Origin of the sequence: Oceanobacillus halophilus (genome assembly GCF_003628505.1) — a bacterium.
Taxonomy (GTDB): Bacteria; Bacillota; Bacilli; order Bacillales; family Amphibacillaceae; genus Oceanobacillus; species Oceanobacillus halophilus.
Genome location: NZ_RBZP01000023.1, coordinates 1 through 14,153 on the forward strand (window position 1 = coordinate 1; position 14,153 = coordinate 14,153).

The window sequence follows — 14,153 nt, forward strand, 5'->3', positions numbered from 1 at the left end:
TTATCTCTAAAAGGGATATATGGGAAGAGCCACATGCGAAGGTCCGCACGTGTGAGCTCTGTGAGAGGCGTGGTCAGTAATGGCGACGCCTACTCGGTTATTTAGATAACTTAATCGCACGTTTTCTCAGATATTTATTTTTTTTGGTTCATTTCTGAAAGTTTGTTGATTTTTAACATACTTTACATTTTGTATAGATTTCTAATATCTTTAATTCAGAATACTGCTTTATACCCGCTACGGAAATACACTACGCTTTCCGCGGGCGCTACTGAGCCTACTCCGAGCTATTGCTCTCCGTAGTCTCATCTAGGCTTTTCATCCCGCAGGACAAGGAACGCTTCGGCAGGGTTACATCGCACGCAGAAAAAAGTGGTTTTCTTTTTTCAAGGAGTCTCCGTGTATTTCCTGCGCTAAGTTTCCTACTCTACCTGATTTTAACTAGAAAAATTCTGTATTTACGAGGAACAACTACCTTAAACGTGACAATATGGAGTAAATCTTAAAATTATTTAGAGTTTCAACATAGCGGAGGCAGAATGCGGAGACTCTTCGAAAATAAAAGGCAATTTTCTTCGTGCGATGCAATGCTGACATAGCCTTCCTTGTCCTGCGGGAAAAGTACGTGTCCGAAGCCCCCGCAGGAAGTGGGTTTCTTCCGAGGAAGCTGAGGCCGTGCCCGCGGAAAGCGAAGTATTCTACTGGAGCGAAACCCAGCACAAAACATTCATAAGTGTAAGTGAGAGCTACATTATTCTGAACTAAATAAATCAGGAATTTCTATCAACTGTAAACTTCCAAAAAAACAAACGATACAAAAGGGCCTTTTGTTTAGATTTACAACCCGATAAAATACGTAATCCACCTCCCCTCACCCATCCAAGCAAAAAGTTTTCTATATAGGCATTCACACATTTTTCACCAAAGCATAAAATGTTTTGACAATCAGAAAATTTAGGAAAGAGGGTCAAATGTATGAGAAAGATTAGATATCTTGCATTAACTTCTATCGGTTTGCTTATCTTTCTTTCGGCTTGCGGTTCTACTGGTACAACAAAAATTAGCTTAGCAGAGGTTACAAGATCCGTATTTTATACACCAATGTACGTTGCCATAGAGGAAGGTTTTTTTGAGGAGGAAGGATTGGAAATTGATTTGCAAACGACCTGGGGTGGTGATACAACAATGACCACACTATTATCAGGTGGAGCAGACATTGCACTAGTAGGAGCAGAGACATCGATTTATGTTTATGCACAGGACTCTAGGGACTATGCTATTAATTTCGCCCAATTAACCCAAACAGACGGTACTTTCCTAGTGGCTAAGGAACCGAAACCTGACTTTGAATGGGAAGATTTAGAAGGTAGTAACTTTCTAGGTCAGCGTGTTGGAGGAATGCCACAAATGGTTGGAGAATATGTCTTGAAGAAGCATGATATTGATCCACAATCAGATGTTAATCTCGATCAAAGTGTTGATTTTGCCAATATTCCAGGAGCTTTTGCTTCCGGTGATTATGAATATGTACAATTATTCGAACCAACTGCTAGTGTGTTTGAACGAGAAGGTACAGGACATATTGTTGCATCATTTGGTGAAGAATCAGGTAAGGTTCCTTATACAGGATTTTTAGCAAAGCAAAGTTTCATGGATGAAAATGAAGAAGCTGTCACAAATTTTACAAAGGCAATATATAAAGCACAGAAATGGGTTCAAGAAAATGATGCCGATAAAATTGCAGAAGTAGTAGCTCCATTCTTTGAAGATACAGATGTAGAATTATTAGCATCTTCTATTGAGCGATATAAGAGTCAAGACTCCTTTGCTACAGATCCAATTCTTGACGAGGAAGAATGGAAACAATTAAAAGCCATTATGGGTGAAGCAGGAGAATTACCTGAAGATGTGCCATACGAAGAATTGGTGAATACGAAATTTGCTGAAGAAGTCATTAATAACTAAGGAGGGAAATACGTTGTCATTTCTAACCTTAGAACATGTATCACACCATTACTTCTCAAAAACTGATTATACTAAAGCTTTAGACGATATATCCTTTTCCTTAAAAGAAGGTGAATTTGTTGCATTACTTGGACCAAGCGGTTGCGGTAAGTCCACAATCCTGTCCATTATTGCAGGAATCATGAAGCAAACAGTAGGAAATGTATTGCTTGAAAAAAAGCCAATTGATGAATCCGAGCTTGCAATAGGTTATATGTTACAACAGGATTATTTATTTCCTTGGAAGACGATTATTGACAATGTATTATTAGGTCCCAAGATTAATAACAAGTCAACCGATGAATTGAGAAACAATGCAATTAAAATGTTACAAGAAGTAGGTTTATCTAATGTTCAAGACAGCTATCCATCTTCCCTTTCTGGTGGAATGCGACAGCGGGTAGCACTTGTCAGAACATTGATTAATGATCCTAAAGTATTGTTGCTTGATGAACCATTTTCTGCACTTGATTATCAAACAAAATTAAAATTAGAAGATTTAGTTGGCAAACTTTTAAAAAACTATCATAAAACAGCGATTCTTGTTACCCATGATATTGGGGAAGCAATTGCTATGAGTGATCGTATATTAGTAATGAATGCAAATCCAGGAAGTATTGCCAAAACATTTGAAGTGCCGATTGAATTACGACAATCACTGCCTTTAACTGTACGTAAACATCCTAAATACCAAGTACTTTTTGATAAAATTTGGGAAGAACTAGACAAACGAGAAGGTGGTGACATTCGATGAAAAGCGATAAACAATTATATGATAATTATCTCAAGAAGTTAAAAAAGGAAAGAAAAATCGTTTTGACATGGCAAGTAATTATTCTAGCTGTATTCTTTGTGTTATGGGAAGTAGCAAGTCGCTTTTATTGGATTGACCCACTTCTGTTTAGTTCACCCACAAAAGTATCTATATCGGTGGTGGAGAGATTTTCAAACGGTTCTATGTTTACCCATTTATCTGTAACACTATTTGAAACAATTTTAGGGTTTATTATTGGAACTATAGGTGGTGTGGTATTAGCAACTTTACTCTGGTCCTTCACCCGATTCTCCAAAGTCATGGATCCTTATTTAGTAGTGCTAAACGCCATGCCTAAAGTTGCTCTTGGTCCAATTATTATCGTTGCTCTTGGTCCCGGTTATATGGCGATTATTATGATGGGATTTCTTGTTTCAGTCATTATTACGACACTTACTGTTTATTCGGCGTTCAATGAAGTCGACCCCAATTATTCGAAAGTACTAAAGAGCTTTGGTGCTACAAGATGGCAATGTTTCAAAGAGGCTGTCTTTCCAGCAACAATGCCAACTATGATTTCCACATTAAAAGTCAATGTTGGTTTATCTTGGGTAGGTGTAATAGTCGGAGAATATCTCGTTTCCAAACAAGGATTAGGTTACTTGATTATCTATGGATTCCAGGTCTTCGATTTTACTCTCGTTATGTCGAGTCTGGTCATGATTGCAATACTTGCGGCCATCATGTATAAATTAGTGGAAAAGTTAGAAAGCTGGCTGATTAAACACACGGTATAAAACAACGGATATAAAGCGACAAGAAGTCGATACTTCTTGTCGCTTTTTCAACAAATCTTTATTTATATTTTTATATAGATTGTTAATATCTATAATTCAGAATAGTGTAGCTCTCGCTTACATTTATGTTTGTTTTGTGCGATCATTCGCTCCGGCAGAATACTTCGCTTTCCGCGGGCACGGCCTCAGCCTCCTCGCGGAAAAACATACCTGCGCCTGCGTCCACTAGTAACGCTTCGAAGTAGGCTTCCTCGGCGCAAGGGTCAAAGAAGCTTAGTCAAGTAGTACCCTCGCTGTGGGGTCTTCGGACACGTGCTATTCCCGCAGGAGTCTCCGTATTCTTCCTCCGCTAAAATAGGCGCTCAAGATTACTTTGGGCTTATAGCTCTAGAAATTACGTTTGAAAACCGTTAAAATCCTTTAAACAGCATATTTCTTTTTTATACAAATAGAGCAGACGCATAGCGGAGGAAATACACGGAGACTCCTGCGGGAAGAAGAGCATCGGTGAGACTACGTAGTGCTTCAGCACGAAGGAGGCTCACCAGCTCCCCGCGGAAAGCGGAGTGTATTTCCGTAGCGGTGTTAACGAATCGCTTCATTAGTTATTTATTCTTAATTAAATATATCAGGAGTTTCTAACAAATAACGATATAAAAATACCCTTTCTCGATATAAGCACACATGTCCTTCCAACAAATTTAGGGATAAAACTCAAGAAAAAAAGACCATCCCATTTATAGGATTGATCTTAAAGTTTGCATTTAATATGCTCCATACTGTAATCAAGCACATTATCTTTCATAATGAAACTATACAACTTATTGTTTTTTACATTTGCTGGAATTTCATCTAGTAATACAGGGCCAGCAGTTTCAAAGTAAGATTCCTGCTCTTCTAATGTATGAATCACAGCATAATAAACATTCTTTATAACATAGTCACTTTTACCATCAACATAATATTGACCAATATAAGAGATGTTTTTAACCGTTCCGCCTGTTTCTTCTTTTATTTCACGAATAGCTGCTTGTAATGCCGTTTCTCCTGCTTCAACTTTTCCACCAGGAAATTCTAAACCTCTTTCCTTATGCTTGGTTAATAACCATTTATCCCGATACTTACAAATCACCCACACGTGCTTAGGGTTCTTTGAAAAAGGATGATCCTCAAAGGAAAGTGTCACTTCATTATTGTAATAATCTCTAAATGTCTTCAATACTTTCAACTGCCTTTTGGTACGATACTATCGATGAGTGATATTGGTTATTTTCCAAGTTTTATGATATGTGAATTCCATTTCAATGGTATAATTACCATCTAAATCAGTAGTATTATTCTGAATAATCTTTACCGTATTGTTACTAACCTGCTCTATATCATAGTCATTATCCTGAATAAACCAAGGTGGAGTTTCTGTCGGTAATATATACATTCCGTCTGCTTTTTCCTCGTAATAAAAGTCAACATACGACTTTGCAGTCTCTCGGGTAGATACCTTCTCAAACTCTGTTAATAAATCTTCCTTCGTATTAAATTGTTTAACCTTATAATTTTCTTCAGAATCTTGTACTAATATATCCATAAAACGGTTTGTTAGTTGTACAATATTATCATGCGTTAGTTCTTTTTTTTCGTTTTTTAATGGAAACGCTTCGTCCTTCTCTAAAGAAGCGGAAATAAGTGAATGATTTTTAGCCGACACAGGCATCGTAGTTCCATCTGTAAGAAATAGAACAACCATTATTAAACTTATCGTTGCAACACCCAGAATTGCAGCTAAATTCTTCATGTTTATCCCCCTTAGTTCTGCTATTATACTATTCCTTTTTATCTAAGGGGTTAAACATCTCAAAAGTAAGGAATATCATGTTTTATAGTTCTTATTTGTAGGATACCATAATTTGTATTCAATTACATCTTGTTATCTACAAGATTTCCATGCTTTCAATATGACTCTTCGTTGTCTCATCCCCAAGTTCATGCAACATCCGATATACTTCCAGCATATTTTCATCATATTGATCATTTGCAGTATCATTATGGTATTCAACTAATGGAATATGCGATCGAATAAATGACCCAAAACTTGCCTTGTGCATATTCTCAAATTTTCTTCGCAAGTACCCAATTTCACTATCTGATGCATATATTGTCAGATAATCATTGTTATCATGTTTTGCTTGCGAAATTTCACCGTTACCTACATTTATAAAGTACTTACTTTTATCCATACAGAGCACCTCCTAGTACTAATTTGGCTTTCTGTATAGAATCTATTCTTTATCAGACGTTGTTTTGGTATATGTTGAACATCAAATCCATATTTTTGTTTGAAGGATGTAAACACGCCATTATTCCATTCTTAAATCAAGCAATTTACTCCGTACTAATTTATTCGACGCATTCCTGGGAAGTTCCTCTACAAAATAAATCTCTTTTGGTATTTTATACTTTGCCAGTCTTTCACCCGCAAATGCTACTATTTCATCTATACTAACGTCCTCATACTTAACAATAAAAGCAACTGGAACTTGCCCCCAAACATCGTCATCTTTTCCAGTTACACCAACTTCTTCAACTTGTTCCATTCCAGAAAGTACACTCTCAACCTCCGATGGATATATATTTTCACCTCCGGATATAATCAGGTCTTTTCGACGATCGACTACATATAAATAACCATCATGATCCAAGTATCCCATATCCCCTGTTGCCAACCACCCCTCTTCAAAGGAGTTCACATTAGCTTGTTCATTTTTATAATAACCTTTTGTTACCATTGGTCCCTTCACCATAATCTCACCAATTGTATATATATCTGACTGGTTAACTTTCAGTTGTGCAGGGAATAAAGGTTTTCCTGCTGAACCAATTTTCTCAAGCGCATCCTGTGGACTTAACGTAACAATCTGTGAGGAGGTTTCTGTCATCCCATATGATTGAAAGACTGGAACATCTTTCGACTTCGCTTTCTCAAGCATTGGCTTCGGCGCTGGTCCCCCACCTAAAAGCAGGCACCTTAAGCTTTTAGGATATAAATCTTCCCCCAGTTTGTTTAATAAATTTTGTACCATCATGGTTACAACAGACATAATCGTAATGCCCTTATTCATTAAAATATAATGAACAATATCTACGTCGAATTTTTCTAACACATAAATCGGCATTCCATAAATGACATTTTTAATCAAAGCGGATAGTCCACTAACATGGAAGATTGGCAAAGTAATGAGCCACTTGTCATCTTTATTTAGGCCTAAATTAAGTGCTGACCCTATTGCACTCCACCAATGGTTTCCATATGTATGAATGACCCCCTTAGGAAACCCAGTAGTTCCTGAGGTGTAAATTATTGTAAAAGTGTCATCCAAACAAAGTTCGGATGCAAGTATTATTTCTTTCTCGGTAAATCGTTCTACATCAGAAAAAGAATAGACCTGTTCTACGTTTAAGGGGTCTGCCGTTTGCTTACATTCATCTGCAGTTAATAATATGCTCACCTCAGCATCCGTCACCTGGTAATTTATCTCATTAGTAGTTAAACGTGTATTAAGTAAAACTCCCACTGCTCCTAGGTAACTTAATGCATGAATGGCTGTTATCATTGCAATACCATTGTTCGATAATATTCCTACATGAGTTCCTTTTTTAACACCTAGTTGCGATAATTTTCTAGCAAAAGATTGACTAGCTGCCTTCAATTCATGAAAAGTATAAGCTTTTCCATTATAAAGCTCAATTGCTTTTTTATTCGGTACAAGGTCTGCCTGTTTGGTTAGCCAATGTGGAATAGTCTCCGACATAATATTTCTCCTTTCTTTTGCAAACAAAAACCCTTGCTAGATAAGCAAAGGTTTTTGTTAGAAGATTTTCCTTTATGTTTCTAAAAGTCCGGCATCAGAAATCATCAGTCGTTCTTTTGAAACAAACAATCAAGGAAAACGAGGGAACTTCTTGAAGTCTGGTTTTCTTTTCTCTTTAAACGCATCTCGACCTTCTTTAGCCTCATCCGTTGTATAATAAAGCAATGTTGCGTCTCCACCCATTTGCTGAAGCCCAGCTAAACCATCTGTATCCGCATTGAAGGATGCTTTTAAGAAACGAAGTGCTGTTGGTGATTTTTCGAGAATTTCCTCGCACCATTGAAGCGTTTCTCCTTCTAATTTTTCAAGTGGTACTACAGAGTTTACCATTCCCATTTCATATGCTTCTTCTGCATTATACTGACGACACAGATACCAGATTTCACGAGCACGTTTATGTCCTACCATTCTTGCAAGGTATCCTGCACCATATCCGGCATCAAAGCTACCAACTTTAGGGCCAGTTTGTCCAAAAATGGCATTATCAGCTGCTATTGTTAAGTCACAGACAACATGTAATACATGGCCACCACCAATAGCATATCCTGAAACCATGGCAATTACTGGTTTCGGTATGGTTCGGATAAGTCTTTGTAAATCTAAAACATTTAAACGTGGAACTTGGTCACTTCCAACATATCCACCATGCCCCCGAACACTTTGGTCCCCACCAGAGCAAAATGCTTTATCTCCTGCACCGGCTAGAATGATGACACCAATTTCAGAATCATCACGAGCATCAGCAAATGCATCAATCATTTCATTCACAGTTAGTGGAGTAAACGCATTTCTTTTTTCAGGACGATTAATTGTTACTTTTGCAACCCCATTGTATTTTTCATAGATGATTTCTTCATATTGTTTTGCTTTTTCCCATTGAACAGTCATGATAATCCTCCTTTATTTTCATTGCTTATGTATTTTCTAACGTATGCAATGTATGAATCTAATTTTCTTCCACCACATTACCACATATAGATGCATGCAGGTAACCTAGTTAACAGAAATAAATTCTGTTACTAGTTTATCAAACATCTCTGGTTTTTCCACGTGTATCGCATGCCCTGCGTCTCCACATATTTTTAGCTTACACGAAACAAAAAGTTTTTGCATCTTTTTATTAATTCGAATAAACTTTTCATCTTTTTCACCAACGATTAGTAAAATTGGCATGTCTAACTGATGTAGATCCCCCCACCAGGAAGGCTGTCTACCTGTTCCCATATAACGAAGAGACATTGCTAATCCTTCTTCAACCTGAGCTAATCGTTCTTCTCGAATTTGTACTTGGATTTCTTTTGGCAATTCCTTCTGAGTTTCAAACAAAGGAAGGTTTTCCCAAAAATCAACAAAGCTGAGAATCCCATCAGTTTCTATTTTTCTTGCTATTTTTTCATCTTTTTCCATTCGTACCTTGCGTTCCTCTGTTGTATATAAGCCAGGAGAAGCACTTTCTAAAATGAGTGTCCTTAGTTTTTCTGGATAGAGCATGGCAAACGATAGGGCCGTTCTCCCACCCATTGAGTAACCCACAAGATGGAAAGAATTTATTCTCATTTCTTGTAAGAGTTGATTTACGTCTTTACAGCATTGCTCCATCGTTCGAGGTGTTTTCATTTTTGTATGGCCATGTCCTGGCAAATCAATGACGATTATTTTAAACCTAGTACTTTCTGATTTAATGTATTGTTGCCAAGTTGATGTACTTCCAGTAAATCCATGAAGAAGCACCACAGGTTCCCCTTCTCCATGAATCTCATAATAATATGTTGCATCACCAATGGAAGCGTACATTTTATTCACCCCAACGCTCTAAAATTTCCTTTTCGATTGCTTCCCATTTCTTACGGTGCCATTCTACATTTTCCGTTCGATCTGTTTTAATTTCAATAACATGCAAACCTTCTTGTTTATAGCTTGTTTCCAGTAATTTCTTCAATTCATCTTCTGTGTTTGCATTTCCATATTTACCACCATACATGAAAGCTGCATATCTAAAGTCAATATCAATCGGGGTACCAAATAATGCTTCAAAATGTTTCTTATCATTGGATTGTGGTAAAAAGGAAAAAATCCCACCACCATTATTATTAACTAACAATATCGTAACATCTAAGTTGTGCTGTTTGGCAGCTAATAACCCGTTCATATCATGATAAAAAGACAAATCACCTGCAACAATTGTTACTTGTTTACCAGATGTGGCTGCGCCTATACCACTCGATAGAAGACCATCTATTCCATTAGCTCCCCGATTGGCTAAAAGAGTAACTTTTTTGTCCGTTGTCATGAAAAAAGTGTCCACATCACGAATCGGCATACTGTTTGCTGCATATACGTAACTATCTTCAGGAGTTACTTCAAAAAGACTGCGTACTGCTTCCCCTTCAGTAATTTCTTCTTCTTGACCCGTTAATAAATGTTTTTTCGCAACATTGTTCATATCCTTCCATGTTTTTAACCATGTAGCATCAAACGTGTTTTCGAAATCAGCAACACTTAGTAGATCCTCGCAAAGGCATACAGAATCAGCAAATATAAACTCGGTAACATTACCGGATGGATCACGATAACCAGAATAATTTTCTACAACAAATTGTAAGACATCTTTATTTTCCTTCATATAAAACAGATAAGGTTTAGATACTGGCATCGCACCAAATCGTATAATAAAATCTGGTTTCAATTGATCACGGATTTGTTTATTCCGAAGAATCGCATCGTAACCCTCAATAATATTATCTAAACGGTGACTTCCAGCACGCACCTGTGATAAAGGGTCAGCAAGAATAGGTAATCCCCATTCATTCGCGAGTTCTGTAACCGCTTCTGCAAAATGTTCATCCATTTGCGGACCACAGACAATCAAGCCTTTTTGCTTACTTTCTATTTTCTTTACAAGTAATTGTAATTGATAGGCGGTCAATTGTTTTAATCCATCATGGGTAAAACCATTTATTTTTTCTTCTGTTTCTATACCTAGAGGTTCCCAAATATTCCCTAGCGAAAAGTCTGGGGTAAGTGGTTCCCGATATGGAAAGTTTAAATGAACTGGCCCTGCATTCCCTTCTTTTGCCATGTATACCGAACGAGCTGCATTATTACGTACATAATGTAACATTTCTGGAGTAGCTTCTGGAACCGCCATTTCCTGAAACCATTTCACATAGTCTCCATACATTTTTATTTGTTCAATTGCTTGAGGTGCACCGATATGTCTCAATTCGTGTGGCCGATCTGCTGTCAGAACAATGAGAGGAACTCGGCTGTAATGGGCCTCAATAATCGCCGGAAAGTAATTAGCTGTTGCAGTTCCGGATGTACAAACGAGCGCTACTGCATTCTCCGACTGCTTTGCCATTCCCAAAGCAAAGAATGCAGCCGAACGTTCATCAATTATAATCCATTCTTTAATTGCAGGATGCTCTGTAAAAGTTAATGCAAGAGGAGTTGAACGAGAGCCTGGAGAAATGACCACATCTGTTACTCCATTTTTAATTAATTCATCGACAAAATTTGCTGTATATCTAGTTAAACATTCTGTATGCTCCATTATTTATTGTCCTCCTAATACGGATAACATTGGTAAAAACTTAATATTTGTTTCTTCATATTCTGCCTCTGGATCTGAATCTTTCACTACTCCACATCCAGCAAATAATGAAGCTTCCTCTCCCTGTACAAGTGCAGATCGAATAGCAACAGCGAATTCCCCATTTTGATTACTGTCTAACCAGCCAATTGGAGCACCGTACCAACCTCTATCCATGTGCTCATGTTCTCGTATGAAAGCGAGAGATTCCTCTGTGGGTGTTCCACCTAACGCAGGTGTCGGGTGTAGATTCTCAATAATATCAAAGATACTATAACCTTGTTTCAGCGTAGCTGTTACTGGTGTATAAAGATGCTGAAGGTTTCTTAATGGATAGATAACAGGATTATTAGGAACTTCTAAATCTGTGCAATAATCTTCCATCGCTTGCTTAATCATTTGTACTACAAAGTCATGCTCTTTTCTATTTTTAGGATCATGTAAAAGTTCTTTACCTATTTGTTTATCTTCCTCTGCTGTCTTCCCTCTTGGCGCAGTTCCTGCTAAGCAGGTAGATAACAGGTGTTCCTTTTCCCTCTTCACAAGTCTCTCAGGTGTCGCACCAATAAAACAGTCATTTCCTTTTTCAAAAGCAAAAATATAGCTATTTGGCTGTGTTTCCAATAACTTTCGTAAAACGGATGTAATACTGGCTCTTTCATTAAATTTCAATCGAATCTCTCTTGCCAATACAATCTTTTCAGCTTTGCCCTGACAAATTTCCTCTGTTGCTTTCTTAACTGTATTTTTCCATTCAAATGGGGCTATTTCATTTTTAAACTGAATCGTTAAGTCCTGAATCTCCAATTCAGAATGAGCAAAAAGAATTCGTTCCACTCGTTCTATCTCATTCGCTAATTGTGTTGGAAGATCATCTTTTCTCACTTGAATGTTCACCGTGAAGTAACAGTCATCCTTATTTACTGATAGTAAAAATTCAGGAATGGTAAAATGACTTTGTTTATAATTCGACCAAATAGCTGATGGCTCTTTCTTCGGATCAAAAGCCATTCCGCCTAATGCTACAATGCCAGTTCCAGGGCTTTCATATGGATTGTAAATTAGGGCCTTGGACAAAATATCTCGCCATGCCTTCTTCGTTCCTGTAAAACGCGATTCTTCAGCAAGGATTTCATACACCTGTCCAATTCCTACTAGATAAAAATCCTTATCAGAATTCGTCCAAAATGTACGGCTTTTCTCTATATGCTTTGCTCCTTCAAAGAACTGAAGTGCATCAAAATTTTCTATTTTATTTGTTATACTGACAAGTCGATATTCTTCATCTTTTGAGATTTTTTGTATAGCTTTTTCTATTAACTCTTCTACTTGCCTATGTTTTATTTCAATCATTCTGTTGACCTCCGATAGATATGACAAAAACATCCATATACATTTTATGCTCTTTTTACATGTTTCTCAAGAAAAGCACTTATCTTTTTTTATTTTTCCTGTTCTATATAGGTATAAACATTGACACGGACCTATTATTCTCCTAAAATTAGAATGATATATGTGCGTAAGCAATAAATTCAGGGGGAAAACTTACATGCAATCAACAAATAACAATAATATAAAGAAAGCTTTAAATGAAAGGGACGGTTTTCACGTATGGTGGCGCATGATGCGTCCACACACATTAACTGCCTCTTTTATACCAGTATTTGTAGGTACGATGCTTGCATTTACTGAAGGTTCTGTTGATTGGCTATTATTCCTCGGAATGCTAATCGCATCCTTATTCATACAAACTGCAACGAACTTATTTAATGAGTACTATGATTTTAAACGCGGATTGGATACAGAGGAATCTGTTGGTATTGGCGGATCAATCGTTCGTGATGGGATAAAGCCAAAAACGATTAAGAATCTTGGCATAGCCCTTTATATTCTTGCGATGCTTCTAGGTGTATATATTTGTATGGAGTCCAACTGGTGGATTATGGTAATTGGACTAGCATGCATGGCTGTGGGATATTACTACACAGGTGGACCTTTGCCTATTTCATCTACTCCATTTGGGGAATTGGCTTCTGGCTTAGTCATGGGATCAGTCATCATCGGAATTAGCTATTTTATCCAAACCAATATGATAACCGGTGAAGTAATATGGATTTCTCTTCCTATTATGATTCTTATAGGGAGTATTAATATGGCAAACAATATTCGCGACCGTGACGGAGATGCAAAAGGCGGACGAAAAACCATCCCTGTTTTATTAGGAAGAGAAAAAGCAATAACACTTATGGCCATTTTATTTGTTATCACGTATGTTTTAACTGCTGTTTATATAATTTTAGGCTTACTACCATTATGGTCTATCCTTACGTTTATTAGTGTAGTAGTCGCAAAAGATGTTATAAAAAATTTCCGTGGAAAAACCAAACCTCTTGAGATGATGCCTGCTATGAAAGCAACAGGAAAAACAAATACTATTTACGGGATTCTATTAGGGCTTTCATTGTTGATTAGTCATTTTATCTAAATGACATCATTTTAAATATATAAATGAAGAGAAGAGGTGAAGTTTTTATGGATCGCATGCAAAATACATTAATGGAATCACTAGGTATCGAGACTGTGTCACTAGATAGCAGTTTAGTAGTTTTGACCATGCCAGTAGACCACCGCACACACCAGCCAATGGGCTTCTTACACGGCGGTGCTTCCGTTGCATTAGCCGAAACAGCAGCTAGTGTAGGGGCATCACTAAATGTCGATTTGAAAAAAAACAATGTATTTGGTATTGAAATAAATGCCAACCATATTAAAAGTAAAAGAGAAGGCATTGTTACCGCAAAAGCCAAACCCGTACACCTCGGAAAAACAACCATGGTCTGGGAAATTAACATAACAGACGAAGAAGAACAGCTAATATGTATATCAAGATGTACTGTTGGTGTTGTACCAAAGAAAAAATAAAATAGCTTGTAACAAAGTTTTGTGCTCGGAGGAATTTAAAATTCAACCGAGCTATTTTTATCCTATTGGATGGATAGCTTTTCTTTAAAATAGGCTCTTTTATAAAAGATTGTTGTTTTTTGTAATATGACTTTGGTTCATATTTTATATAGAGTTCTATTATCTTTAATTCAGAATAGTGTAGTTCTCGCTTACACTTATGTTTGATTTGTGCGATC

13 protein-coding genes are annotated in these 14,153 nt (G+C 37.1%); 5 read left to right on the top strand and 8 right to left on the bottom strand.

The features are described from left to right. The first annotated feature begins 975 nt into the window (after positions 1-975). From D8M06_RS17370 to D8M06_RS17380, 3 genes are read left to right on the top strand one after another with little or no spacing between them, the layout of a single operon-like run. On the top strand, positions 976-1,965 hold the full coding sequence (locus tag D8M06_RS17370) for an ABC transporter substrate-binding protein (protein ID WP_121205856.1): 990 nt from the start codon (positions 976-978) through the stop codon (positions 1,963-1,965). A gap of 13 nt (positions 1,966-1,978) precedes the next feature. Beyond that, positions 1,979-2,758, top strand: a complete 780-nt coding sequence (locus D8M06_RS17375; protein ID WP_121205857.1) for an ABC transporter ATP-binding protein — start codon at positions 1,979-1,981, stop codon at positions 2,756-2,758. Further along, on the top strand, positions 2,755-3,555 hold the full coding sequence (locus D8M06_RS17380; RefSeq protein ID WP_121205858.1) for an ABC transporter permease: 801 nt from the start codon (positions 2,755-2,757) through the stop codon (positions 3,553-3,555). The genes D8M06_RS17375 and D8M06_RS17380 overlap by 4 nt, the downstream gene beginning before the upstream one ends. A 751-nt stretch (positions 3,556-4,306) precedes the next feature. On the opposite strand, the gene ytkD is transcribed toward D8M06_RS17380, so the two are convergent. From ytkD to D8M06_RS17420, 8 genes are all read right to left on the bottom strand, one after another. Next, positions 4,307-4,774 carry an RNA deprotection pyrophosphohydrolase gene (gene ytkD, locus D8M06_RS17385; RefSeq protein WP_121205859.1) on the bottom strand — a complete coding sequence of 156 codons (468 nt, stop codon included), beginning with the start codon at positions 4,772-4,774 and terminating at the stop codon, positions 4,307-4,309. 27 nt (positions 4,775-4,801) lie between these two features. Then, complete coding sequence (locus D8M06_RS17390) at positions 4,802-5,347, bottom strand: hypothetical protein (RefSeq protein ID WP_121205860.1); 546 nt, start codon at positions 5,345-5,347, stop codon at positions 4,802-4,804. Between the two features lie 136 nt (positions 5,348-5,483). Beyond that, a complete protein-coding gene (locus D8M06_RS17395) occupies positions 5,484-5,789 on the bottom strand; it encodes a hydrolase (RefSeq protein ID WP_121205861.1) in 306 nt (101 codons plus the stop codon). A 120-nt stretch (positions 5,790-5,909) separates the two neighbouring features. Then, positions 5,910-7,361 carry an o-succinylbenzoate--CoA ligase gene (locus D8M06_RS17400; RefSeq protein WP_121205862.1) on the bottom strand — a complete coding sequence of 484 codons (1,452 nt, stop codon included), beginning with the start codon at positions 7,359-7,361 and terminating at the stop codon, positions 5,910-5,912. Between the two features lie 129 nt (positions 7,362-7,490). After that, positions 7,491-8,309 carry a 1,4-dihydroxy-2-naphthoyl-CoA synthase gene (menB, locus tag D8M06_RS17405; protein ID WP_121205863.1) on the bottom strand — a complete coding sequence of 273 codons (819 nt, stop codon included), beginning with the start codon at positions 8,307-8,309 and terminating at the stop codon, positions 7,491-7,493. A gap of 105 nt (positions 8,310-8,414) precedes the next feature. Beyond that, complete coding sequence (gene menH / locus D8M06_RS17410; protein WP_121205864.1) at positions 8,415-9,215, bottom strand: 2-succinyl-6-hydroxy-2,4-cyclohexadiene-1-carboxylate synthase; 801 nt, start codon at positions 9,213-9,215, stop codon at positions 8,415-8,417. A 1-nt stretch (position 9,216) separates the two neighbouring features. Further along, positions 9,217-10,974 carry a 2-succinyl-5-enolpyruvyl-6-hydroxy-3-cyclohexene-1-carboxylic-acid synthase gene (menD, locus tag D8M06_RS17415; RefSeq protein WP_121205865.1) on the bottom strand — a complete coding sequence of 586 codons (1,758 nt, stop codon included), beginning with the start codon at positions 10,972-10,974 and terminating at the stop codon, positions 9,217-9,219. Between the two features lie 3 nt (positions 10,975-10,977). After that, the gene (locus D8M06_RS17420; RefSeq protein ID WP_121205866.1) at positions 10,978-12,366 is read right to left on the bottom strand and encodes an isochorismate synthase; all 1,389 of its coding nucleotides are present in this window, start codon (positions 12,364-12,366) and stop codon (positions 10,978-10,980) included. A 196-nt stretch (positions 12,367-12,562) separates the two neighbouring features. Here D8M06_RS17420 and D8M06_RS17425 point away from each other — a divergent pair, with 196 nt between their 5' ends. Then, on the top strand, positions 12,563-13,498 hold the full coding sequence (locus tag D8M06_RS17425) for a 1,4-dihydroxy-2-naphthoate polyprenyltransferase (protein WP_121205867.1): 936 nt from the start codon (positions 12,563-12,565) through the stop codon (positions 13,496-13,498). Positions 13,499-13,545: 47 nt separating this feature from the next. Continuing rightward, positions 13,546-13,935 carry a hotdog fold thioesterase gene (locus tag D8M06_RS17430; protein ID WP_121205868.1) on the top strand — a complete coding sequence of 130 codons (390 nt, stop codon included), beginning with the start codon at positions 13,546-13,548 and terminating at the stop codon, positions 13,933-13,935. Positions 13,936-14,153: the final 218 nt, after the last annotated feature.

What these genes read in the sequence shown, in the direction of transcription:
- menD (WP_121205865.1), bottom strand. Translation starts at nt 10,974, where the DNA reads ATGGAGCATACAGAATGTTTAACTAGATATACAGCAAATTTTGTCGAT.
- menB (WP_121205863.1), bottom strand. Translation starts at nt 8,309, where the DNA reads ATGACTGTTCAATGGGAAAAAGCAAAACAATATGAAGAAATCATCTAT.
- D8M06_RS17400 (WP_121205862.1), bottom strand. Translation starts at nt 7,361, where the DNA reads ATGTCGGAGACTATTCCACATTGGCTAACCAAACAGGCAGACCTTGTA.
- D8M06_RS17370 (WP_121205856.1), top strand. Translation starts at nt 976, where the DNA reads ATGAGAAAGATTAGATATCTTGCATTAACTTCTATCGGTTTGCTTATC.
- D8M06_RS17380 (WP_121205858.1), top strand. Translation starts at nt 2,755, where the DNA reads ATGAAAAGCGATAAACAATTATATGATAATTATCTCAAGAAGTTAAAA.
- D8M06_RS17425 (WP_121205867.1), top strand. Translation starts at nt 12,563, where the DNA reads ATGCAATCAACAAATAACAATAATATAAAGAAAGCTTTAAATGAAAGG.
- menH (WP_121205864.1), bottom strand. Translation starts at nt 9,215, where the DNA reads ATGTACGCTTCCATTGGTGATGCAACATATTATTATGAGATTCATGGA.
- D8M06_RS17420 (WP_121205866.1), bottom strand. Translation starts at nt 12,366, where the DNA reads ATGATTGAAATAAAACATAGGCAAGTAGAAGAGTTAATAGAAAAAGCT.
- D8M06_RS17430 (WP_121205868.1), top strand. Translation starts at nt 13,546, where the DNA reads ATGGATCGCATGCAAAATACATTAATGGAATCACTAGGTATCGAGACT.
- D8M06_RS17390 (WP_121205860.1), bottom strand. Translation starts at nt 5,347, where the DNA reads ATGAAGAATTTAGCTGCAATTCTGGGTGTTGCAACGATAAGTTTAATA.
- D8M06_RS17395 (WP_121205861.1), bottom strand. Translation starts at nt 5,789, where the DNA reads ATGGATAAAAGTAAGTACTTTATAAATGTAGGTAACGGTGAAATTTCG.